Origin of the sequence: Zobellia russellii (assembly GCF_018728565.1) — a bacterium.
In the GTDB taxonomy this organism is placed as follows: Bacteria; Bacteroidota; Bacteroidia; order Flavobacteriales; family Flavobacteriaceae; genus Zobellia; species Zobellia russellii.
Genome location: NZ_JACSOI010000001.1, coordinates 1,065,124 through 1,089,795 on the forward strand (window position 1 = coordinate 1,065,124; position 24,672 = coordinate 1,089,795).

19 protein-coding genes and 1 tRNA gene are annotated in these 24,672 nt (G+C 40.9%); 14 read left to right on the forward strand and 6 right to left on the reverse strand.

Annotated elements, in window-relative coordinates; genetic code table 11:
• Nucleotides 1–13: 13 nt before the first annotated feature.
• The 8 genes from H9565_RS04430 (at nt 14) to H9565_RS04465 (ending at nt 10,588) form a co-directional block, all read left to right on the forward strand.
• On the forward strand, nt 14–547 hold the full coding sequence (locus H9565_RS04430; RefSeq protein ID WP_215437975.1) for a YceI family protein: 534 nt from the start codon (nt 14–16) through the stop codon (nt 545–547).
• A 43-nt stretch (nt 548–590) separates the two neighbouring features.
• A complete protein-coding gene (locus tag H9565_RS04435; protein ID WP_215437976.1) occupies nt 591–1,778 on the forward strand; it encodes a M20 metallopeptidase family protein in 1,188 nt (395 codons plus the stop codon).
• A 186-nt stretch (nt 1,779–1,964) separates the two neighbouring features.
• Entirely contained in the window at nt 1,965–4,298 is a 2,334-nt protein-coding gene (locus H9565_RS04440; RefSeq protein ID WP_215437977.1) for a PSD1 and planctomycete cytochrome C domain-containing protein, read from the forward strand.
• Between the two features lie 3 nt (nt 4,299–4,301).
• Complete coding sequence (locus H9565_RS04445) at nt 4,302–5,762, forward strand: DUF1501 domain-containing protein (RefSeq protein WP_215437978.1); 1,461 nt, start codon at nt 4,302–4,304, stop codon at nt 5,760–5,762.
• Nucleotides 5,763–5,765: 3 nt separating this feature from the next.
• Complete coding sequence (locus H9565_RS04450; RefSeq protein ID WP_215437979.1) at nt 5,766–7,199, forward strand: c-type cytochrome domain-containing protein; 1,434 nt, start codon at nt 5,766–5,768, stop codon at nt 7,197–7,199.
• Nucleotides 7,200–7,298: 99 nt separating this feature from the next.
• On the forward strand, nt 7,299–7,913 hold the full coding sequence (locus tag H9565_RS04455) for a hypothetical protein (RefSeq protein ID WP_215437980.1): 615 nt from the start codon (nt 7,299–7,301) through the stop codon (nt 7,911–7,913).
• A 15-nt stretch (nt 7,914–7,928) separates the two neighbouring features.
• Nucleotides 7,929–8,426 carry a (2Fe-2S)-binding protein gene (locus H9565_RS04460; protein WP_215437981.1) on the forward strand — a complete coding sequence of 166 codons (498 nt, stop codon included), beginning with the start codon at nt 7,929–7,931 and terminating at the stop codon, nt 8,424–8,426.
• The gene (locus H9565_RS04465; protein ID WP_215437982.1) at nt 8,426–10,588 is read left to right on the forward strand and encodes a xanthine dehydrogenase family protein molybdopterin-binding subunit; all 2,163 of its coding nucleotides are present in this window, start codon (nt 8,426–8,428) and stop codon (nt 10,586–10,588) included. Before H9565_RS04460 ends, H9565_RS04465 begins: the two co-directional genes overlap by 1 nt.
• 108 nt (nt 10,589–10,696) lie before the next feature.
• Here H9565_RS04465 and H9565_RS04470 read toward each other — a convergent pair whose 3' ends face one another.
• The 6 genes from H9565_RS04470 to H9565_RS04495 all read right to left on the reverse strand — a co-directional run bounded on the left by H9565_RS04470 (nt 10,697) and on the right by H9565_RS04495 (nt 18,186).
• Nucleotides 10,697–11,815: a Fic family protein gene (locus H9565_RS04470; protein WP_215437983.1), complete on the reverse strand. Its 1,119-nt coding sequence runs from the start codon at nt 11,813–11,815 to the stop codon at nt 10,697–10,699.
• Between the two features lie 395 nt (nt 11,816–12,210).
• A tRNA-Arg gene (locus H9565_RS04475) sits at nt 12,211–12,284 on the reverse strand.
• Between the two features lie 166 nt (nt 12,285–12,450).
• Nucleotides 12,451–12,846: a response regulator gene (locus tag H9565_RS04480; protein ID WP_215437984.1), complete on the reverse strand. Its 396-nt coding sequence runs from the start codon at nt 12,844–12,846 to the stop codon at nt 12,451–12,453.
• A 4-nt stretch (nt 12,847–12,850) separates the two neighbouring features.
• The gene (locus H9565_RS04485) at nt 12,851–14,413 is read right to left on the reverse strand and encodes a sensor histidine kinase (protein WP_215437985.1); all 1,563 of its coding nucleotides are present in this window, start codon (nt 14,411–14,413) and stop codon (nt 12,851–12,853) included.
• A gap of 244 nt (nt 14,414–14,657) precedes the next feature.
• Nucleotides 14,658–16,766 (reverse strand): methylmalonyl-CoA mutase, encoded by a 2,109-nt coding sequence (scpA, locus tag H9565_RS04490; RefSeq protein ID WP_215437986.1) that lies wholly within the window; start codon nt 16,764–16,766, stop codon nt 14,658–14,660.
• A 28-nt stretch (nt 16,767–16,794) separates the two neighbouring features.
• On the reverse strand, nt 16,795–18,186 hold the full coding sequence (locus H9565_RS04495; RefSeq protein ID WP_215437987.1) for a methylmalonyl-CoA mutase subunit beta: 1,392 nt from the start codon (nt 18,184–18,186) through the stop codon (nt 16,795–16,797).
• Nucleotides 18,187–18,676: 490 nt separating this feature from the next.
• On the opposite strand from H9565_RS04495, the gene H9565_RS04500 reads away from it, so the two are divergent.
• Genes H9565_RS04500 through H9565_RS04525 form a run of 6 tightly spaced genes read left to right on the forward strand, consistent with a single transcriptional unit; the run spans nt 18,677 to nt 24,668 of the window.
• Entirely contained in the window at nt 18,677–19,666 is a 990-nt protein-coding gene (locus H9565_RS04500) for a glycosyltransferase (protein ID WP_215437988.1), read from the forward strand.
• Nucleotides 19,663–20,829, forward strand: a complete 1,167-nt coding sequence (locus H9565_RS04505; RefSeq protein ID WP_215437989.1) for a glycosyltransferase — start codon at nt 19,663–19,665, stop codon at nt 20,827–20,829. Before H9565_RS04500 ends, H9565_RS04505 begins: the two co-directional genes overlap by 4 nt.
• A gap of 6 nt (nt 20,830–20,835) precedes the next feature.
• Nucleotides 20,836–22,026 carry a glycosyltransferase gene (locus H9565_RS04510; RefSeq protein WP_215437990.1) on the forward strand — a complete coding sequence of 397 codons (1,191 nt, stop codon included), beginning with the start codon at nt 20,836–20,838 and terminating at the stop codon, nt 22,024–22,026.
• Between the two features lie 42 nt (nt 22,027–22,068).
• Entirely contained in the window at nt 22,069–22,605 is a 537-nt protein-coding gene (locus H9565_RS20290) for an LbetaH domain-containing protein (protein ID WP_215437991.1), read from the forward strand.
• An 11-nt stretch (nt 22,606–22,616) separates the two neighbouring features.
• Nucleotides 22,617–23,528, forward strand: a complete 912-nt coding sequence (locus H9565_RS04520) for a glycosyltransferase family 2 protein (RefSeq protein ID WP_215437992.1) — start codon at nt 22,617–22,619, stop codon at nt 23,526–23,528.
• Nucleotides 23,529–23,579: 51 nt separating this feature from the next.
• A complete protein-coding gene (locus tag H9565_RS04525) occupies nt 23,580–24,668 on the forward strand; it encodes an acyltransferase family protein (protein ID WP_215437993.1) in 1,089 nt (362 codons plus the stop codon).
• Nucleotides 24,669–24,672: the final 4 nt, after the last annotated feature.

The following is a 24,672-nucleotide window of genomic DNA, read 5'->3' on the forward strand; positions in this document are numbered from 1 at the left end:
CAATTTAAATACCATGAAAAATACATTTCTATTAGTACTTCTAGTGGCTTTTACCTTTGTAGGTCGGGCTCAGGATGAATATACGCTTTCGGATACTAGTACATTGACCATAAACGGGACTTCTACCGTTCATGAATGGGAAGTGGCCGCAAATTCGGTGTCCGCAACCCTTACTTATGACGGTACTGCACCCAAAGAAATTGATTTAGAGGTTCCCGTAGACGATATTAAAAGTGAAAGAGGTGCGGCAATGGACAAAAAAATGCACGAGGCCTTAAAAAAAGAGGCGCATCCCAAGGTTATTTTTAAACTTAAGGAGGTAAAGGATACATCTACTTTAGTGGGGTCTTTGAACATTGCCGGAGCGGAGAAAACGGTAGAGATTCCAGTAACTATGGAAACGGCATCGGAAGGACTTAAAATTAAAGGACAAAAGAAGTTGGTGCTGCAAGATTACGGTATGGAACCCCCAACGGCCATGTTTGGCCAGATAGTAGTAGGGGATGAGGTTACCGTTAATTTTGATTTACTTTTTTCAAAGAAGTAAGCATTTCGGTTCAAGGGGGTAATCTGCTTTAAAATCTTTTTTAATGGAGAATCGTGCAAAAATTAAGAGTCTTGCGGCAAAATACGCTCCGGAGTTTGTGGAGGTCCGTAGGCATTTGCACCAACACCCGGAACTCTCTTTTCAAGAATACAATACCTGTTCCTTTTTAAAGGAACAACTGCTGGCGTTGGGTATTACGGACATTGAATCGGTTGCCAGAACAGGTTTGTTGGCTACCATTAACGGTCGTGAAAAAGGAAAAACGGTGCTGCTTAGAGCGGATATTGATGCCTTACCGATTCAGGAGCAAAATACTATAGCTTACGCTTCCACCACAGATGGCGTTATGCATGCCTGCGGTCATGATGCCCATAGTGCTTCCCTTTTACTTTGTGCTAAAATTTTAATGGAACTGAAAGGTGATTTTCAGGGAAGTGTAAAATTACTTTTTCAGCCTGCGGAAGAGCTTAGTCCGGGAGGGGCGGTAAGCGTTATTAAGGAAAAAGCATATACTGTTTTAGGCAGTATTCCCCATATAGGGCAGCACGTACGGCCAGATATTCCTGTGGGGAAAGTAGGTTTTCGCTCCGGAAAGTTCATGGCCAGTATGGACGAACTCTTTTTAACCGTAAAAGGAAAAGGAGGTCATGCCGCAATGCCTGAAAAAATTATTGACCCGGTTCTGATCGCCTCTCACATTATAGTTGCCGCTCAGCAATTGGTCAGTCGTGTTGCGGACCCTAAAATTCCGTCCGTACTTTCGTTCGGTAAGGTAATCGCCAATGGTGCGATCAACGTTATTCCCAATGAAGTTTCCATTGAGGGTACTTTTAGGACTATGGATGAAGATTGGCGGAAAACAGCTTTGGAAAAGCTGAAGAAATTGGTCGCTACAATGGCTGAAGCCATGGGGGGCAGTTGCGAACTGAAAATCAATCATGGGTACCCACATTTAAAAAATGATTCCACCTTGACCGAAAACCTAAGAATCCAGGCAAAGGACTATTTAGGCGAAGAAAATGTTGAGGAATTGGACCAATGGATGGCAGCGGAAGATTTCGCATACTACACTCAGCACAACCCCGCATGTTTTTATATGCTAGGGGTGGGAAATACGCAAGAGAACATTACATCCGGTCTGCATACACCTACTTTTAATATTGATGAATCTGCTTTGGAACTAGGGGGCGGGTTAATGGCATGGCTGGCCCTAAGAACACTTTCAGCGTAATCTGTATTTTGGTTTCATATTCATAGTCAAACCTGGTTGTATTTGTTGACATGGCTTAAATACGGGCGATGTATTCAAAAAGTGATAATAAATGACGAAAAAGTGCAACTGATTGAATTGTGGCTATAGCCTAGAACTGCTAGTTTTATGGAATAACATTAAGTGTGTAATGTACCATTCCAAAAAATGAAGTATAAGATAATAGTTGCGGTAGTTTTGGCCAGTTTGATCGGTTTTCTTTTTTTGTATAAGAAGGGAATATTCGATTCTGCTAACGATGAATATGCCGATATGAAATTACCGGAAACGGTAGATTACAATTTTCATATCAAACCTATCCTTTCCGATAATTGCTATACCTGTCACGGTCCGGATGCCAATAAAAGAAAGGCAGGTCTGCGTTTGGATTTGGAAGAAGGGGCATTTTCCGAACTTCCCGAAAATCCGGGTAATTATGCTTTGGTCTCCAAAAACCTAAGAAAAAGTATCGCCTATCAGGCAATCATTTCTGAAGATAAAGATGTTATCATGCCACCGGCAGATTCAAAATTGCACTTGAATTCCTATGAAAAAAAGCTCATAAAAAAATGGATTCAACAAGGGGCTAAATTCGAAAAACATTGGGCCTATATTTCACCTAAAAAGACGACTGCCCCGCAAACGGAAAATACACAATGGGCACAAAATGAAATTGATGGTTTTATTTTGGAGAAGCTGGAGGAAAAGGGATTGAGCCCTTCGGAAAAGGCGGCCAAAGAAACTCTAATACGCAGGATAAGTTTGGATTTAACCGGTCTCCCACCTCAATTGGAACAGTTGGAAGAACTTACCGCCAATGGCGATGTGGAGCAAATTATAGAAACATTTTTGAGTTCTCCGGCCTATGGCGAACGTATGACGCAGTCTTGGTTGGATGTGGCCCGCTATGCGGATTCCCACGGGTATCAAGATGATAGTTACCGTACCATGTGGCCCTGGCGCGATTGGGTGATTCATGCGTTCAATAAAAATTTGCCGTATGACCAATTTCTAACTTGGCAGTTGGCGGGAGACTTGTTGCCCAATGCTACTAAAGAACAAATTCTTGCTACGGGCTTTAACCGTAACCATCCCATTACACAGGAAGGTGGGGTAATTCAGGAAGAGTACCGTACCAACTACGTTTTGGACCGTACCAATACTGTGGGTAAGGGAATTTTAGGGATTACGCTAGAATGCGCGCAGTGCCATGACCATAAATATGATGCCATTTCCCAAGCCAATTATTTTGAGATGTTCGCTTTTTTTAATCAAGTCAAAGAAAGGGGGCTTCAAATGGATGCGGTTCAGGCGGGAAAAAGAAAATTCTTTGCAGACCCACCTTTCCTGACCATTTCTAAAGAGGAAACGGAAGACGTATTGTCTTTTGTCCATATGGATAGTCTGCCAACTATTAATGTAATGGTCATGAACGATTCGGCGCCTAGAACTACCTATATTTTAGATAGAGGTCAGTATGATCAACCTGCAGATTCAGTATTGCCAAAAACACCCGAGGCCATTTTTGCCTTTTCGGAAGACTTGCCCAAGAACCGTTTAGGGCTGGCGCAGTGGTTGGTAGACAAGAACAATCCGCTCACGGCAAGAGTATATGTAAACCGTATTTGGGCCATGTTGTTCGGTAAGGGGTTGGTAGAGACTTCCGAGGATTTTGGAGTTCAGGGCAGCCTGCCTACACACCCTCAATTACTGGACTGGTTGGCGGTAGATTTTATGGAGCACAACTGGGATATCAAATACCTCCTGAAGAAAATCATGCTTTCGGCCACATATCAGCAAAAATCGGAAATGCGCCCGGAGCTAAAAAAGGCGGACCCGGAAAATAAACTGTTGGCCCGTGCACCGCGCTTTAGAATGAGTGGTGAAATGATCAGGGATTATATTCTTGCCACAAGTGGTCTCCTTAATCCCGAGTTGGGAGGCCCTAGTGTAAAGCCCTATCAACCTGCAGGTCTATGGGAAGAAACCAATGCCGGGGGTAACCGTGGTATCCTTACGAAATATGTTCCCGATCAAGGAGCGGATTTGTACAGACGTTCGTTGTACACGTTTTGGAAACGTACGTTACCGCCACCCAATATGACCATTTTTGATGCGCCTACGAGAGATTTTTCGGAAGTACGTAGGCAAAAAACAAATACGCCCCTACAGGCATTGGTGCTCCAGAATGATGTACAGGTGTTGGAAGCAGCAAGGGTGTTGGCACAAAGAAGTATAGAAGCCGATCCGGACAATCCTAATTTAGTAGCTACTCTTTTCAAACGCATTTTGGTACGTAGTCCGCGAAAAGAAGAACTATTGGCATTGAACAATTATTATCATGATGCTTTGGAGCAATATAAAGATGATTTGGAAAGCGCTGAAAAATTAGTTGCCGTTGGCGATTTTGAGCAGTTGCAGGTCAGTCCCGTGAAAACAGCGGCGTTGATGCTTACGGCACAGGTTATTTACAATTTAGACGAAACCATTACAAAAGAATAGGCCATGAAAGAAGACAAAAACAAAAAGGAGGATCCGTTAAAAGTAAACAGACGGCATTTTTTTTCACAATTGAGTGTGGGTATTGGTTCGTTGGCACTAGGGTCATTATTAATTCCCGATCTGTTGAAAGGAGGCGGGGCACCACCTGTAACCCAACCATTGGGTATTCCGCATTTTGCTCCAAAGGCCAAAAGGGTCATTTATCTTTTTCAAGCGGGCGCACCTTCTCAATTTGAAAGTTTTGACTATAAGCCTACGTTGCGAAAACGTATGGGCGAGGATTTACCGGATTCCATTCGAAATGGACAACGGTTAACAGGAATGACTTCTGGGCAGGATAAATTTCCATTGATGCCCGCGGCTACTAACTTTAAGCAATATGGACAAAGTGGAACATGGATCAGTGATTACTTCCCACATATCGCTAAAATTGCCGATGATATTACCGTAGTGCGCAGTATGCATACGGAGGCCATTAACCACGACCCGGCCATTACCTTCTTTCAAACGGGAAGTCAGATTTCTGGGCGCCCCAGTATGGGTTCGTGGATGAGTTACGGGTTGGGCAGTGAGAACAAGAACCTGCCTTCTTTTGTAGTGCTTACTTCACGTGGAAAAGGAAATAGTCAAGGGTTGTACTCCAAACTATGGTCCAGTGGCTTTTTGGATTCCAAGCATCAAGGTGTGCTGTTGCGGTCCGGAAAGGACCCTGTACTATATTTGAACGACCCGGACGGACTTTCCAGATCGGACAAACGGCATTTGTTGAACGAGGTTTCCCAGCTGAACAAAATGCACCATGTAGAAACGGGCGATGATGAAATAGAATCCCGTATTGCCCAATATGAAATGGCGTACCGTATGCAAATGTCGGTGCCGGACGTTATGGATATTTCAAAAGAACCGGAGTCTATTGTTAAACTGTATGGTGAAGACTGTCAGGTGCCCGGAACCTATGCGGCAAATGCGTTGCAGGCCCGCAGATTGGCGGAAAATGGTGTGCGCTTCATCCAACTGTATCATCAAGGTTGGGACCAACACGGCAATCTGCCCAATGCTATGGCAGGCCAAGCAAAAGACGTTGATCAAGCATCGGCGGCACTCGTTCAGGATTTAAAACAACGTGGTATGTTAGAGGATACCTTGGTAGTTTGGGGCGGTGAATTTGGTAGGACGAATTATTGTCAGGGTAATTTTAATCCGGAAAACTTTGGTAGGGATCACCACCCAAGGGCATTTAGCATTTGGATGGCCGGTGGAGGAATTAAACCCGGTCTCAATTATGGTAAGACCGATGAGTTTGGATACAATGTTATTGAAAACCCGGTACATGTAAACGATTTCCACGCCACCTTAATGCATGCCATGGGAATAGATCATGAGCAATTAACCTATAAATATCAAGGACGCCGATTTAGACTGACCGATGTAGCCGGAAATGTAATCAATGACCTTTTAGCATAACCAATGACCAATTTTTTAAAAAGCCGTTGGGTAGAGTATAGTGTTTTAGGCCTATCCGTTTTTCTTATTTTTTGTTTGGTTTTCGATTCCAGTATCGTGTTGCCTAATTTGGTAGCGTGGTTGGGGCGTTGGCATCCCTTGGTGCTTCACTTTCCGATCGTACTTTTGCTAATTGCCGTTTTTCTGGGTTTGACCGGAAAAAAGGTACCGCATGAACTTTTGGTAATTGGGGTATTATCAGCTTTGGTAACCGCTATATTAGGTTTCTTTCTGGGGAAGGAAACCCCGGTAAAGGGAGATTTGCTCTTGTGGCACCAATGGATGGGTGGGGCCGTGGCCCTTATTGCAGCCCTCTGGTATGCTTTGGCCAATAAAGGTCTGGGCAGTAAAATCTATGTAAAAGGCCTTCAAGTGGTTGTGGTGGTTCTGGTAGCACTTACCGGTCATTATGGGGGAATGGTTACGCATGGCGAAGAATTTCTGGCTTTGCCAACTTCAAAAAAAGAAAAGGAACTTCCGGAGAACCCAATAATCTATGCGGATGTGGTAGCCACAATTTTAGACGATAAATGTGTGTCCTGCCATAACTCCAATAAGAAAAAGGGAGAGTTACTCTTGACCAATTTTTCTGAATTGTTGAAAGGCGGTGAAAGCGGGAATACCCTAGTTCCGGGAGACCCGCTTAAAAGTGAATTGATCAGTAGATTGCATTTGCCCGTGGAAAATGAGGAACACATGCCACCGGAAGGAAAAACGCCCTTGACACCAAGTGAAATTGAAATTTTGGAACGTTGGGTAGCGTTGGGAGCTTCGGATACCTTGCGTTTGGATCAATTGCCTAAAAGTGAACCTTTGGCCGTCCTCGTTAAGGGGTTGATGGAACCGGACCCTATGTCCAAATGGGCGGAACTGCCTTTTGTGGCCGATAGTACGTTGCAGAAACTTGCTTCCGATTATCTTACCATAGAACGCGTGGCGAGCAATTCCAATGCACTTAGCATAGATATGTATTTGCCGCCGGAGTATGATGTAAAACCTATCTTGGCGTTGCAACGCATTGCGAACAATATTGTGGAATTAGACCTAAGCGGACTTCCGCTAGGTGCCCAAGAAATAGAGGTGGTAGCCAAATGCCAGAATTTGGAATGGCTGGAAATCGATAAAACGCCCGTTTCCGATACCGAGATGGAAAAACTATCGAACTTAAAAAAACTCAAACTTTTAAAAGTGTACGAAACCGACATTACGGATAAGAGCTTGGCTGTTTTTAAGAATATGACGGACCTAAAAAAACTGTATGTCTATAAAACCGGAATCTCTAAAAATGCGATTCAGGAGTTACAGGATACAAACAAGGGGCTGCAAGTAAACTATGGCATTGCCCCGGAAATTGAAGCTTTTTTCGTGGCAACGGACTCTATAACGGCAACAAAATAGTCTTTTTGGTAGATATGCTAACGCAATAGCACAGGACTTCAGGATTTCTACAATTAATGAGTAACTTTATAGCTATAGGCAATTAGGCCTACTTCAGCTATGAATTTAAAAAAATACGTATTCCTTTTCTTTTTATTGATGGTGGGCTTGGTGTTGGCTTCAGTGTATACACCTGCGGAAACCAATTATGAGTCTGTACCGGTTAGTAAAGATAATAACAAACCTGCATCGGATATAGCTTTTCATAAGATGATGGATGTGTTAACACACCCACGGTGTTTGAATTGTCACCCAAGCGATAATATTCCCAAACAGGGAGAGGATAGTCACCCCCATCATTTTGATATGGCCAGGGGAGAAAATGATAAAGGTTTTAAAGCTACCAAATGTGCTACCTGTCATCAATCTGAAAACAATCCGTATTCCGGGGCTCCGGGAGCACCGCATTGGTCTTTGGCACCACACTCCATGCGGTGGCAAGGTTTAAATCGGTTTGAAATCGCAAAATCCATGATGGATACAGAGCGTAACGGTGGTCGTTCCCCGGAGGAAATCAGAAAACATTTAACGGAAGATGATTTGGTACTTTGGGCTTGGGAGCCGGGCACGAATGTAAAAGGAGAGCCGCGTGAACTTCCACCGGTATCAAAAGAAGAATTTATCAGTGCGGTAGAAGAGTGGTTTTCAAACGGCCATACCATTCCATCCCAATAAAAAAATAGACTGACCATGAAAATTTCAATGATTGTCAATGGCGAATCGCGTAGCGTTGAGCTTGCCGATGAGCTTACGCCCCTACTTTGGGTAATTCGCGATATGCTGGGTTTAAAAGGTACTAAGTTTGGTTGCGGAAAGGCAGCTTGTGGAGCCTGTACCCTACATGTAGACGGAGAAGCTGTACGTTCCTGTTCCTATCCCGTAAAATTTGCGGAGGGAAAACAAATCACTACCATAGAAGGTTTGGGAGATGCGGAAAATCCACATCCTGTACAAACGGCCTGGATAGAAGAAGTGGTGCCCCAGTGTGGATATTGCCAACCTGGGTTTATGATGGCTACGGTGGCTTTATTGAACAAAATCCCCAATCCAACGGACGAGGAAATTGATGATAACATTATCAACGTGTGTAGGTGTGGAACCTACTATAGAATGCGAAAAGCCATTCATAGGGCGGCGGAGAAACAACAAGAGAATACCCCAATGAACCAACCCACAAACATGAAGTAATGGCAGATAACGATTCTTCAAAAAAGAAAATATCCAGACGAAAATTCTTAGTCCGTGGGGGCTTTGGAACCTTGGGCGTGCTAGCCGTAGGTACCTATATATTGCGGAATCCCATTAGAAGGGCCGTGTTGGAAAAGGTAAATGAAATGGACCTGGACTATATGGGCAGTACGGACAACCCTATGCTCTGGTTTGAACTGGGTAAGGATAATATCATCACCTTACACTCGCCTAAAGTGGAAATGGGCCAAGGTACCTTTACTGGTATGGCACAAATGGCAGCGGATGAATTGGAAATACCCATGGAAAATATCAAAGTGGTGCATGCCTCTACGGCCACGGGTAATATAGATAGCGTGAGCACGGGAGGGAGTACCTCTATTTCCGGCCTGTGGCAACCGCTGCGGGAATTGGCAGCTACCTTTCGCGAGATGATCAAGCTAGAAGCAGCAAAGCAATTAGGCGTTCCCGTCTCTGAACTTTCCGTAAAGGAGGGTGTTGTTTCAGGAAACGGAAAAAGCCTGTCCTTTTCGGAAATATCGGAAGGTGTAACGGATTGGACGGTTCCGGATGCACCCGTTTTAAAGGATATAAGTACGTATAAGTTCGTGGGGAAACCCTTGGCTAGAGTAGATTTGGCGGATAAAGTATATGGGGCGCCCATGTTCGGGATAGATGCCATAATGCCCAATATGGTTTACGGAGCCGTGGTGCGACCTTCAAGAATTGGAGCCAAGTTTGTAAGTGCTACAACGGATAAGGCCGAAAAAATGCCCGGCGTTATAAAAATTGTAAGTGAGGACGATTTTGTGGGTGTCGTAGCCGAAACCTATATCCAAGCGGAAAATGCCAAGCAGGCCATTGAGGTGGTTTGGGAAGCCCCGGAAGATTTACAACAAGAGGCCATAGTGGCCATGATGACCGTAGGTAATGGAAAATCTTCTATAATACAAAAAGAAGGGGAAGCCCTTGAAGGCGATGCGGTAGAGCAGATGGAATTTAGGAGTCCCATTGGTGCGCACGCCCAGATAGAACCCAATGGGGTAGTGGCTCTGGTGGAAGGGGAGAAAGCAACCATTATGATCTCTACCCAGGTAATTGGAATTACCCGTAAGGAAGTGTCTAGCCGTTTGGGTTGGGACGAGGAGCAGGTAAATGTAATCCCCACTTATTTGGGAGGTGGTTTTGGCAGACGCTTGCATACGCCGCATGCGGTACAGGCGGCAGTCATGTCCAAAGCGGTAGGCAAGCCTGTAAAATATATTTTTAGTCGGGAAGAAGAGTTTCAGCATGATATGTTTCGCCCGCCCACCCATCATATTTTAAAGGGGCGGTTAAATGATGCTGGTAAGCTTACCGGCTTGGAGCATCATTTTGTGAGTGGTGATGTAGGAAATAATTCAGCATTGATACCCAATATGGTTCCCACCGTTATTGGTGCGGATATTGGGGCGATCAGAGGTGGGTTTATACAGTATTCGGGCGTGCCCAATCATCGTTCGGTGTATTGGCATGTAACTTTGCCTTTTGCCACAAGTTGGTGGCGCAGTTTAGGGTTGTTGGCCAATACTTTTGCCATTGAAAGCTTTATGGACGAAATGGCAATTAAAGCGAAAACGAATGCCGTAGAATTCCGCTTGGCACATATTCACGATGATGCTGCCGGAAAACGTTTAAAGGAAGTCATACGTACCGCAGGCGAAAAATCAGGATATACCGAAGAAGTAAAAAATAATAGGGCCATGGGTATTGCAGCATCGGTAGATGCGGGTACGCCCTGTGCGCATGTAGTTGAGGTTTCGGTCACGGATGACCGTATTAAGGTTCACAAAGTAACGGTAGTGTTGGACCCCGGTCTGGCCGTAAATCCGGATCAGATAAAAGCGCAGTGCGAAGGCTGTGTGATTATGGGGATGAGTGCCGTGCTTTTTGAACAGATGAAAGTGGTAGATGGTTCGTTGACCCCAACCATCTATGGCCCGTATGAAATGGCGCTAATGAAACACGCTCCAAAAGAAATAGATGTAGTGTTGCTTCAGGGTACGGATAAACCCGGTGCGGTGGGCGAACCTCCAATGGGTCCCATAGGTGCGGCTATCGCCAATGCTGTACGCAGGCTCACGGGAAAACGTTTGCAATCTATACCACTGCGGTTAACTTGAGTAATAGTGAGTCGTCCTAAAATAGGTTGACAGTTTTTAAATAATAAATATCAAACCAGAGAAGCTAGCTTCTCTGGTTTTTTGGTTTTTTGCAAGGTTAGAAAATCATCAATCTTCACTTAATTTAAGATAGTATCGCGTACTTTTTAACGCTCCTGTTTTATACAAAGCACCCATATCGATTAAATTTTTTAAATCCCTTGTAGATGTAGAAGCAGAGGTTCCGGCAATGCGAGTATAGTTTTTGGCACTTAAGCCCCCTTTGAACCCCTTATGGCCTTCTTCAAAAACACGACGTATTACTTTCATTTGACGCTCATTCATTTGGTTTAAAAAGCGGTCAAAATAGTGTGCTTTTTGAATCAAAAAGTCAATAATTTTTAAGGTGTTCTCTTGAGCATCTAAAATGGTTTGACCAAAATAAACAAGCCAATCCGTTAACTCACAGGTGTGATTGTGTTTTTCTAAAGTGCCATAATACTCCTTTTTCTTAGCCTCTATCATTTGGGATAGTGAAATTAAAGCAGGGCGTTGTATACTTTGAGAAATGGATTTTTCGGCTATTGCACGTCCAATACGGCCATTACCATCTTCAAAAGGGTGAATCGTTATAAAATAAAAATGTGCAATACCAGCTTTTGCTAAAGGCGATATTGTTTTGTTTTCTACATCATGAACTCTGTTGAACCACGTAACAAATTTATCCATCTCAGAGCTCATTACTTTGGAAGGCGGTGCCTCAAAGTGTACAGTGGGTTTATCTAGCCGGCCTGAGACAATTTGCATAGGGTCGTCATGGGTGCGATACCGTCCTACATCTACCAAATCCCTTCTGCCACTAGTTAACATGTTATGCCATTGAAACATTTGTTCATGGGTAAGTGGCTGATTATAGGTTTTATATAGATCAACCATCATTTCAGAAACGCCAAATTCGGCAGGGGGTAATTTTCGTGTAGTAGACTCAAGCCCCAAATTCTTTTTGATAGATTCCTGTATACTGGCTCTATCAAGAAATTCACCTTCAATTTCAGAAGTTTTTATGGCTTCATCGGAAAGTATTTGAACTAGAAGTTGGTCTTTTTCGTATTGTTTAACATGCTTGAAAGCTCCTAGAGCCACACCGTTTTTTTGTAAAAAACTGCGTTCTAACGCTTCAAGAGCCTCTTCCTTAAAAGTAAAATGAGGCCACTCTTTTGTTTTCCAATTCCAATTTTTGTACCCCATGAGCTATAATTTTGCATTTTATAGCTCAAATTTAATGAAATTTTGAGCTATATTTTAATAATTTTCTGCTCAAATATAGATAATACTATGAATTATAGTGCTTTGAGGTTTTGGTTTACCTGTTCAACACTTTTTAACTTAATTTTTTTACATGACTGGTGGTCTTGCATCTTTCCATAAAACAAAGAACCACGCTATAATGGGCGTGGTTTCTCATTTAAAGTGATGGCACTAGGATTACCTTTGGTGTTCCTAGGTGGCTAAATATTGCAAATTGTAAATCACGAGCTATCGCTCTAGTTCTTTATTTTATTCCAAGATTACAAGACCGGTGGTCTTGCATCATTCCATAAAACAAACAACCACGCCTTAAGGACGTGGTTGTTGATTTAAAGTGATCGCGCCAGGATTCGAACCTGGGACCGTCTGCTTAGAAGGCAGATGCTCTATCCAGCTGAGCTACGCGACCATTTCAAAAGCGGTGCAAAGATAGTTTATTTTCCTAGAAAAATAAGCTTCAAGGGTTCAATAATTGTTCTTCGGTGAAAAAAAATGGCGTAGAATGCCGTAGTAGCCTAATTTTTAAAGTGTTTGCCGTTTCAGAAAATAGGTGATAGTCAGGGGTGTTCAGGCACTTATTGGGAGTTTTCCAGTTTGGATTCCAATAATTTCTGGCATATAATCTCAAATTCCTTGTTGAGCTCATGCTCGTCTATAGGTTTCCTTAGAATGTGTAACGGTTCGGTTTTTTTGGCACTTTCCAAGGTGCTAAAATCCGAGTTTCCGGTGATGTAGACAAAAGGGATTTTATACTTCTCCTTAAGAATGGTAGCGGTTTCAATTCCGTTGAGGTCTCCGCCCAAGCCAATATCCAACAGAACTACATCTGGCATATAATGGTCTACAACAGCTAATGCATCGGTGCCGTTATCCGCAGTTTTAACGTGGGTACTGCCCACATTGGTAATGATATGCTCAATAAACATTTGTATGATCAGGTTATCTTCTACAATTAGGACTTTTAGTTTCATAGTGTTAGGATATCTGTTCAATTTCTTGAAAGGTTATTATATAGTGTGTGCCACTTTCTGTGTTGTCTTTTTCTACGGTACCCTTTAATTGTAAGGTGAGCATATGGATTAATTTCAATCCTAGCGATTTAGTATTCCTAAAATCAATTTCATCCGAAAAGCCCGTTCCATTATCGCCAATGCGCAACAGGAAATTAGGGTATTTTAATTTTTCAAACTTGATGGAAATTAGGCCTTCGTCCTTGTTCTTAAATCCGTATTTTAAAGAATTGGTAATGATTTCATTGATCATAAGGCCCAACGGTACTGAGGTATCCAGGTTCAGGTGCAATTCTTCCGCTTCAATTTTAAGATCTATTTTTTTTTCGGACCCTCGCATAGATGCTATAAGTTTTGAGGCTAGTTGGTGCACATAATCCCCATAATTAATGCGGCTAAGGTCTTTGGAGCGGTAAAGCATCTCATGGATAATAGCCATAGAGTTGATGCGATACTGACTGTACCTGAACAACCCTTTTATTTTCTCGTCCTTAATAAAACTAGATTGCAAACTGAGCAAACTGGTAATGACCTGTAGATTATTTTTTACCCTATGGTGTATCTCTTTTAAAAGCGTATCGCGTTCGCTAAGTCTATTCTTTATGGTCTGGTTTAGAGTATCTATATAGCTGTTCTTTTTGTAGAGCATATAAATGATGCATAGGAACAGGACAATACCAATGGTCAGAATGGCTGCCGTGATATAAGTAGATTTCTTATACTCTGCCATTTGGTTCTGAATGGATAAAATATCAGGTTTGGTGTAGAGTGTCCAAGTCTGGTTTCCTTCCAAGCTTACTTTCCTTTGGTAATAAAAAGCGTTTCCATGACGGTCTTTTTTGTCTAGGTCTATGGTAGATTGTGCATATAGCTTTTCGTCATCCGCACTATGGAAAACTTCATTTTTGGAATTCAAGAAAGTAATCTCTTGGTTGTTAAAAGTGTCCAGCCAATTTTTCGCATTCAGGTTAAGCCCTACAATGCCGCTAAGCACGTTGTTTATATAGATAGGGGTGAAGAAGCGCACTGTGGGTCTATGCGGCACCTCAACCTTACCATTTTCAATGTTGAGGTCCATGTTGGAGATATAGAACTCTCCTTTGTTCAGCTCCATGGTTTTTTTAAAATAGTCTCGCTTACCTTTAAATTGCGAAGTAGAGGCCATAACCGAATCTTTATGCTCTACCCGTATGACTTCCATGCCTTTCAAATCTATAAAGCGCGCCTGAAAGTAGTTTGGGTCTATTTTTAGAAATTGGCTTAGCTTCTTTTGGGGAACCTCTAATGGAGCATTTGCTTTGAGGTCCATTTCTATAAGGTCTCTCAAGAAAATGACGTTTTTCTTGCTGATACTATAGAGTTCAAAGAGGCGTGATTCTGCATCTTTAAGCTTGTTTTTTGCCTTAATTTCTTCAACTAGGGTAATATTCTTATGAAAAAGCTTAATGCGCTGTACGGAGAGGTTCCATATAATTACGCAAGTAATTAAAAATAACACGCTGGATATGGATATCAATTTTTTTCCCATAATCTAATGTGTATTCCGGTATTTTAAATGTAGTGTTCTCAAGAAAAAAGTGGTGTTAATGGTTTGGTAGTAATCTTAAATATAGTTCAATTTATAGGCAAAACGGTGTTAACGGGTTGTTAAAATGTAGTATTTTTACTACGAATTTTAAATGAAATTGTTAGATTTTTTATACATGGCTGATTATCAAAATACTATTAGGAGTAGTTATTTGACCGTGTTTTGTTAAAAGTAAAGGTGGTTTTTATGAATTGTCCAATAAGATGTCCAGAATGAGTATGGCAGCTTCGGCAATTTTAGTTCCGGGACCGAAAACCGCAATGGCCCCTTTATCGAATAAATAGGGATAGTCCTGTTTAGGAATAACACCGCCCACGACCACCATAATATCATCGCGACCGTAGTTTTTAAGTTCGGCAATAACTTCGGGAACCAGGGTCTTATGACCGCCGGCCAAAGAAGAGATGCCTAGAATATGAACATCGTTCTCAACCGCTTGTTTGGCTACTTCCGCAGGTGTCTGGAAAAGTGGGCCTATATCTACATCAAAACCCAGATCAGCATAGCCCGTAGCAATAACCTTGGCGCCACGATCGTGCCCGTCCTGTCCCATTTTGGCAATGAGGATACGGGGTCTTCTCCCGTCCTGTTCCGCAAACTGATCGGAAAGCCTGCAGGCCTTTTTAAAACTCTCGTCTTCCTGTATTTCTTTTGAGTACACCCCTGAAATAGATTGAATGGTTGCTTTGTATCTGCCAAATACCGTTTCTAGTGCACTGCTAATTTCTCCTAAAGTAGCTCTGTGCCTAGCGGCTTCTATAGCTAAAGCTAATAAATTTTCACCCGATTGTGATGGGTCCGTAGTATGATTTTCTCCGGTTATCATTTTGGTGTGTGCGGCATTCGTAAGTTTGCGGAGTGCCGTGGCCACTTTTTCATCGTCCCGCTGCTGTTTGATACGCTCTAGGCGTTCCAATTGTTTTTTCCGTACCGCATTATTGTCCACCTCCAATATCTGAAGTCCGTCATCTTCGTTGGTTTGGTATTGGTTTACGCCCACAATAATATCCTTACCACTGTCTATACGGGCCTGTTTTTTTGCGGCGGTTTCCTCTATGCGCAATTTGGGTATTCCGGCTTCAATGGCTTTGGTCATCCCGCCCATTTCCTCAATTTCCTGAATAAGCTCCCACGCTTTATGGGTAAGGTCTTCCGTAAGTTTTTCAACATAAAAACTGCCCGCCCAAGGGTCTACCGTTTTGGTGATTTTAGTTTCGTCCCTTAGAAAGAGTTGGGTGTTCCGCGCAATCCGTGCCGAAAAATCCGTAGGCAAGGCTATGGCCTCATCCAATGCGTTGGTGTGCAGGCTCTGTGTACCGCCCAAAACAGCGGATAAGCCCTCTATGGTGGTACGGGCCACATTGTTGAACGGGTCCTGTGCGGTAAGGCTCCAACCACTGGTTTGACAATGCGTACGCAAAGACATGGATTTACTGTTCTTGGGGTTGAACTGTTTTACGAGTTTGGCCCATAGCACCCTGCCCGCCCGTAATTTGGCAATTTCAGTAAAGTGGTCCATACCAATGCCCCAAAAGAATGATAGTCTAGGAGCAAAGCTATCTATATCAAGTCCCGCTTTTAGTCCGGTTCTAATGTATTCCAGTCCGTCGGCCAAAGTGTACGCCAGTTCCAGTTCGGCCGTAGCACCTGCTTCGTGCAAATGGTAACCGGAAATGCTAATACTGTTAAATTTGGGCATGTGTTTGCTGGTGTACCTAAAAATATCAGAAATAATAGCCATGGAAGGTGCAGGCGGATAGATATAGGTGTTCCGTACCATAAATTCCTTAAGGATATCATTCTGAATAGTGCCAGTGAGTGCTTTTGGAGCAACACCCTGTTCTTCCGCCGCAACAATATAAAACGCCATTATGGGCAGTACCGCCCCGTTCATGGTCATAGAAACGGACATTTTATCCAAAGGAATTTCATCAAAGAGAATTTTCATATCCTCTACCGTATCTATAGCAACCCCTGCTTTGCCCACATCACCAACTACCCGTTCATGGTCACTATCATACCCGCGATGTGTGGCCAGGTCAAAAGCAATGGAAAGTCCTTTTTGGCCCCCTTTTAAGTTTCTTCGGTAGAAGGCATTGCTTTCCTCTGCGGTGGAAAATCCCGCATACTGTCTAATGGTCCACGGGCGTTGTACGTACATGGTGCTGTAGGGTCCGCGTAAAAATGGGGGTATTCCGGCCGCAAAATCCAGATGCTCAAAATCCGTTTGTTGGATTGCAGTGGTATCCGGTGCCGTTTTTTTATAGGAAATATGTTGTATGTCTTTTCTCATGTATCGCTCTTATATACTACCCAACGGATTATCGTGCTTGCCAGCCTTCGGTTTGTAATCGCTCTTTTTCCAAACCTTCGGAAAGACGTCTTTCCAAAATGGGTTCTATTAGGGTCTTTACAGGACGTTGTTTTCCAAAAGGATGGACTTCAAGTTGGTCTTTCATCCGTTCGCTTCCGTTTATATAGGCATTGGAGCCTACCAGTATCTCTTGGGAAGTGTTGAACCGCTCTTGCTCTTTTTGAGCATTCTCCTTTAGTTTTTTGTGGACGATATGGTATTTTAATTGTTTTAGAAATCCACCGTTGGCTTCAATATCCTTAAAGAGTAGCAGCGCTTTCTCTGCCAGCTGGTCCGTAATACTTTCAATATAATAGGCACCTTCCGCAGGGTTTTGCAAGGCATTGAAGTAACTTTCTTCTTTGAGCAAAAGGAGTTGGTTCCTGGCAATTCGTTCCGCGAACGCATTGTTCTTGTGGTAGATAAAGTCGTAATTAAGATTGCACACCCGATCGGCACCGCCCAGAATAGCTGCCATACATTCCGTAGTGGTACGGATCATATTCATATTGTAGTCATAAAGGGTTTTGTTCCTTTTGGAGGGTACGGCCTCAATTTGGCAATTGGCAGTAATCCCGTATTCTGTGGCTAGTAGTTTCCAAAGTCGGCGTAGGGCCCTGATTTTGGCAATCTCAAAAAAATAATTGCTGCCCACGGCCACTTTAAAAGTAATGGTTTCCATAGTAGAACCGTACCAGTTAAGATATTCATTGGCGTGGGCCAGGGCATAGGCCAGCTGTTGAACCCTATTGCCTCCGGCGTTCTGGTATAGTGCCGCATCTATGCTAATACTGTTCTTGTGTTCTTTTGAAGCGGATGCCTGTAATAGCTTGTGGGTCAGTTGCAGGTCTTCGGCCATGCTCGTGAACCAGTTTCCGGTACGGGCCAACTGCCCGATAGGGTCAATTTGAAACGAGACGGCCGCTGCTTCCGCAGGTTGAGTTTCCGATAGTTTTATACTATCTGCGGTAGAGATACTTTTAAACTCACAATGAACATTAATCTTTTGGTCCGTAGCAATCTCAGCTAAAAGTGTTTTGTAATCTATAGCAGGCGAGGGGAGGGTAAAAAGGATACTTTCCACACCACCTTTTAGAGCGTTAAGTGCATTTTTATTGGCCTCGGAACTATCATTGACCGGTATGGATTGGGTTATTTTCCAAGGGGTTTGTTTTTCTGTGGTGTGGGCAATTGGGTTTTGAAGGTCATCTGCATGGTAAAAGGGTTTTACCTTAATGCCCTCGGGAGATTCCCAAACCAGGTTTTGGTTATAATCGGCACCTTTAAGTTCGTATTGTATCTTTTGTTTCCACGCTTTAGCGGATACTTTTTCAAAATCGTCGAACAGTTTTTGCTTCATGTCAAAGGAATAAGCCTAATGTTCATGAAAAGTACGATTTTAGGTGCGAATGGGAAAGAACTTGTAGAAAGTTAAGGACAAGGAATAGTCTAGAGGTATTTTATGACAAGGTTAATAATAAGTTATGCGATTATTTATTTCTCTTTTTGTGAATTTATTCCCAAAGAAATATGGTTTATATTTTTTCTTTAAACATGCCAAATTACCAAGAAATGCGGAAATTTAAATTGCATTTAGTAGCAAGTCTATAAAAGTTTGATTAATCCCCGAAATAATCGGTGAATAGTTTGAGATTACTTCTTAAATAATTGATATTTACCCGCTTAAAGTAGGATTGGTCTGACGTTATATTTGCCAGATTATGTGTTTAATAATGTTTTCAAAATTCCCTGATGAACTAGCTTAAGTTCTGCTATAATTCGGATAAAAAAGGTGATGAAATCATCTTTTTTAATAAATAGGATAAAATGAATAGAACTAATTTTTTAAAATGAAAATCAGTTACTTTTTTCGAAACCCCAAGATAGGTTATTCTATACACCGTGTTTTTAGGACCTTGATTGCAGAACTTGAGAAATCTGTGGAAATCAAGATTTATGAAACCCCTTGCAGAGGTTCAATGCCTCATGATGTGATTAAGAATAATATTTTCACATATCAGAGTAGGGAAAAACAAGCTATACATCATGTTACTGGACATATACACGATGTACTTTTGGCATTGTGGGGAGTAAAGACTGTTCTGACGATTCATGACTTGGTTTTTTTGGATAATGTGAAGAATCCTATTAAGCGATTTTATAAATGGTTATTCTGGTTGTATTTACCAATAAAGATTGCTGACGAGGTGGTTTGTATTTCAAATCAAACTAAGGAGGGTATTCTAAATAAAATAAAAACGGATAAACTAACGGTTATCTATAATGCCGTTGATCCTATTTTTACTTTCGTAGCCAAACCGTTTAACAAACCCAAGCCCATTATTCTTCATATAGGTACTGGTTGGAATAAGAATTTAGCGCGTACCGTAGAAGCATTAGAAGGTGTATCCTGCGAACTTAGGATTATAGGTGAGCTAAGTGAAAATCAGGTAATACTTCTCAAAAAACACAAAATAGAATATACCAACCAGTGCGATTTGTCTGATGAGGATATTAGGGATGAATACATTAAATGTGATATTGTAAACTTCCCTTCTGAATATGAGGGTTTTGGTATGCCGGTCATTGAAGGTCAAAAAACGGGTAGGGTAGTTGTTACTTCTAAAATGGAACCGCTTATAGATGTTAGCGCAGGTGCCGTAGCCTATGTAGACCCTAAAAATGTAGAATCAATTCGGGAAGCATATTTGAAAGTTATAGAAGATGATGCATATAGAACTAATTTAATTGATTTAGGAATAGAAAATGCAAAACGGTTTTCTGTAGAAACCATAGCAAAACAATATTTAGAACTATATCAAAATTTGAGTACAAAATGAGAATACTTCAAGTCATAGCTAGTATGGACCCAAAACACGGGGGCGTCTGCCAAGGCATACGTAATACCATTCCAGAACTTCAGAAAATGGGTATTGAGAGTGAAGTGGTTTGTTTGGACGATCCTAAAGCAGATTATTTGGGACAAGACTCATTTGTAATTCATGCTTTGGGTAAAAGCAAAAAGCTTTGGGGGTACCACAAAGACCTCATTCCTTGGTTGCTGGCTAATTTTAGTAGGTATGATGTGGTGGTGGTAAACGGGTTATGGTTATACCAAAGCCATGCAGCCATAAAGGCCATGTTAACATACAGAAAGACCCACGCCGTTTCTCCTAAAATCTATGTCATGACGCATGGCATGTTAGACCCCTATTTTCAAACGGCAAAAGACCGGAAGTTAAAGGCATTGCGTAATGACGTGTATTGGAAGGTGCTAGAGAACAAAGTAGTGAATGAGGCAGATGGTATATTATTCACTTGCGAAGAAGAATTGTTGCTCGCTCGCACTACATTTCCAAATTACAAACCTAAAAGGGAGATAAACGTAGGGTACGGCATACAGCCGCCGCCAGCTAATAAAGATGGGATGCGCGAGGCATTTGCCTCCCATTTGCCACAATGGAACGGAAAGCCCTTTCTTATATTTTTAAGTAGAATACACCCTAAAAAAGGCGTAGATATGCTCATCAATGCTTACTGTAAATTAGAAGAAGAGTTAGAAGAAGTGCCGCAATTAATCATTGCAGGACCTAATGAGCATGAGTATGGTAAAGAAATGCAAGCCTTGGGAGCTGCTTCGCCAAATATCATATTTGCAGGTATGCTAAGTGGAGATGCCAAATGGGGCGCTTTTTATGAAAGCGAAGCATTTGTATTGTCTAGTCATCAAGAGAATTTTGGAATAGCCGTTGTGGAAGCTCTGGCCTGCAACAAACCAGTTTTGATCAGTAATAAGATAAATATCTGGCGGGAAATTGAAAAAGGAATGGGCGGTATAGTTAAGAACGATACTCAAGAAGACACTTATGATTTACTAAAACAGTGGTTTTTATTAGGTAAAAACGAGAAAGAAGGGATGGCGTTGGCTGCACAAGAAGTGTACCGAACATGTTTTACTATGGAGCAAGCAGCACAGCAATATTTAAGTGGAATTAAATCATAAAGTACGATGGCGAATATACTTTTTGTAATTGGATTGTATCCGAATTATGGAGGAACCGAAAAGGTAACTACCGTATTGGCTAATGCATTTGTTGGGAGAGGGCATGAGGTTTCAATAGCTTCATTTGAACAACCTCATCCTGAATTAAAAGACGAAGAATTAAATGCATCAATTGACTTGTTGGAATTGAGTTTTCCTCTTCGTAAAAAAATAAACGCCAAGTTATTAGAAGATTTTATTGATGCAAAAAAGATTGATGTTATTATCAATCAATGGTGTTTGCCCTATTATGTTACCTCTCTTATCAACAAGGCTAGAAAGAACCGAAATTGCATACTGATTTCTGCTCTACACGGAGTGCCTGACCAGAATAAACGCTTGTTAACTATACTTGATCGCAAAAATAACTCTAAAAACGGTATACAGAGGTTCTTCTACGAACGAGCGCATAAGGCTATGGTTTATGGAACTGGGTTGAATTTGAAATATGTGTATAGACACAGTGATCAATATGTAGTGCTTTCAAAAAGCTTTATAAATACATTTTTGAAATTATCAAAAGTTGAACAAAATTACAAAATTAGGGCAATTGCTAATCCAATTACCATAGATGCTCCTGATGGTTTTGAGCGTATAAACGAAACAGGCAAAGAGAATTCCATATTGTATGTTGGTAGAATGGATCATGCAAATAAAAGAGTTCACAGAGTTGTAGAAGCATGGGAGGAGATAGCAGTAAAACACCCGGATTGGAAGTTAATTTTAGTAGGTGATGGTCCTGAAAAATCAAATCTAGAATCCTACGTTAATAAAAATAAGATAGAAAGAGTAGTATTTGAAGGTTTTAAAAAAGAAGCTCCAATAGAATATTATAGACAAGCCTCCATATTGTTGTTAACCTCAGATTTAGAAGGCTTTGGGTTGGTGGTTATTGAAGGTATGATTTACGGAGTGGTCCCCATTGTATATGGAAGTTACTCGGCTATATATGATATCATAGAAAACGGAAAATCTGGTTTTATAACTCCCGCACCGTATCAAAAGACCAATACAGTTAAACAACTTGAAATATTAATAACGGATAAGACATTGCGTTATCAGATGTCTCAGGAGGCCTATAAACGTGCTCAATATTTTTCCTTGGATACTATTGTTTCAGAATGGGAAAGCATGTTTAAAAAAATGAATAAGAACTAAAGCCTTTTGCTTTAGTGAACAAGTAAAAAATAAATACTTGAAATGGATTTATCTAATTATAGAGAACCAAAACCTAATCATCTTAAAAGAATTATTTGGTATATAGTCAATCGGACAATTTTCTATGCGCTTCCAGGAGCACCGCTCCGGACACTTCGAAATTTGATATTAAGAGCTTTTGGAGCTAAAGTTCCACTAAAGGTAATGGTCTACTCTTCTGCTAAAATTTGGGCTCCATGGAATTTAGAAATGGATGAGCACAGCTGCATTGGGCCCAGAACTGAGATTTATAATAAGAATAAGATTATCATTGGTAAGAATTGTGTGGTTTCGCAAGGAGCATATTTATGTACAGCTACACATGATATCTCGGAAAAAAGTCATCCTTTGATTTCATTCCCTATTGTCTTAAAAGAGAAAAGTTGGGTTGCTGCAGATGTATTTGTAGGGCCTGGAGTTACTGTTGGGGAAGGAGCAGTTATTGGAGCAAGAGCCGCTGTCTTTAAGGACGTAGCCCCTTGGACAGTGGTTGGTGGTAATCCTGCGAAATTTATTAAAAATAGAGTCATTAAGAATTAACTACTAAAAATATGAATTTGGGCATCTCAATTATAATTTTGACCTATAACGAGGAACAACATATTGAACGTTGTATCAAAAATGCACAGCAGTTTTCAGAAGCAATTTTTTTGGTCGATTCTTTTTCGTCTGATCGTACAGTTGCAATAGCTGAATCATTAGGAGCTAAGGTTTTCCAAAATAAATGGGAAAACAATTATGCTAAGCAATTCAATTGGGGACTTGAAAATTTACCCATCACTACAGATTGGGTTTTTCGTTTAGATGCCGATGAATATTTGATGGATGACCTTATCATCGAAATCAAAACGAAATTACCCGCTTTAGAACCTAAATTTTCGGGTGTTGTTTTTGAACGAAAAATGTTCTTCCTGGACACATTGATGACCAAGGGTATGTTGCAAATGAATATGTTACGATTGTTTAAGTATCGTCATGGTTTTTGTGAAGAGCGTTGGATGGATGAGCATATAATCCTCACAGAAGGAGAAAGTATAATGTTTGATGGCTATTTTGTAGATCATAATTTAAATCCTTTGGGTTGGTGGATTCAAAAGCATAATAATTATTCTATAAGGGAAGCTGTTGATTTATTGGACTTGGAATATCAATTATTAAAACCTAAGACCAAACAAGCAGAGCAGTATGCACTATCTGCAGATGCACAATCCAAACGTGAGAAGAAAAAGAAGTATGCTAATATGCCCTTGTTTTGGCGATCGTTCCTCTATTTTGTTTATCGCTATTTCTTTAAGTTTGGTTTTACCCAAGGTAAAGAAGGTTTTTTATGGCATTTCTTACAAGGCTGGTGGTACCGCACTTTAGTGGATGCCAAAATCTTTGAGGTAAAAAAAGCTTGTGGTTCAGATAAAACAAAAATTAGACAGTTTTTAGCTAAAAATTATCAAATTAATCTTGACTAATTTGACCGTTTTAGTCGTTCACAAGAGGTTAAGAATATTACAATAGTTCATATGTTTTTAAAATCCATCAGTAACTTTCGTGGACTTGCAATATTACTAATAGTTGCGGGTCATTTATATGTTTTTGGTCTAAGTGGAGCTGACATACTCTCTACTTTTGTTCGTAATTTAATGGGTTCTGGAACATCATTCTTCGTATTTGTATCAGGGTTTATGTTTCATCATGTTTATTATAAACGGTATGGGTTTCGCCAGTTTATGTCTAAGAAATTTAAAAATGTAGCTCTACCTTATTTAATATTAGGAACTATTGCAGTAGTATTTTTTTTAATCACCTCATACGGTTATTTTGCACCGGTAAATCAGCTTTCAAGTGAAGAGTTTTCTAATTTATATGAGGTAGGTATCTTTAAACCTAGTGATACAACCTTCATGACTATATTGAAGTATTATTACACTGGGCGCATTTCTACAATCTACTGGTATATCCCATTTGCCATGTTACTTTTTTTGTGTTCCCCTTTGCATATGGCATTCATACGATTAAAGTTGAAAGAACAGTTAAGTATACTGGTTTTACTTTATGTATTAGCTTTATTTGTTCATAGACCGTTATTAAACCTTAATCCTTTTCATTCGCTTTTCTATTTCACTCCAATGTACTTAATCGGAGTATTGACGTCGCTCTATTCTACCAACATTAAAAGATTTCTTGATAACAAGTTATTACTTATGCTTGTTGTAATAATTGGGTTGTCTTTAATTCAACAGCTACTAGGGCATGAAGGTGCGTATAACAAATATTTCTTTGAATATGGTGGTGTGGATTTGCAATTGATTCAAAAAACAATTTGTGTGTTTTTCCTATTTGTAGCACTTGAAAAATACACCTTTAAGTGGAAAATTTTAGACGTAATTTCTGAAACTAGTTTTGCAATTTATTTTTTGCACCCTTGGCTAATATATGTACTTAAGAAAGTATATACGAAAATTGGAATTTTACCTGATGATGGTAACAATAATATTCTACTATATTTATTTAGTTTGTTGTTAGTAACGTTTTTATCAACAGCTAGTGCCCTAATGATTAAAAGACTCTTCAAACACAGCAGCAAAACTAGATATATAATTGGTTATTAATTTT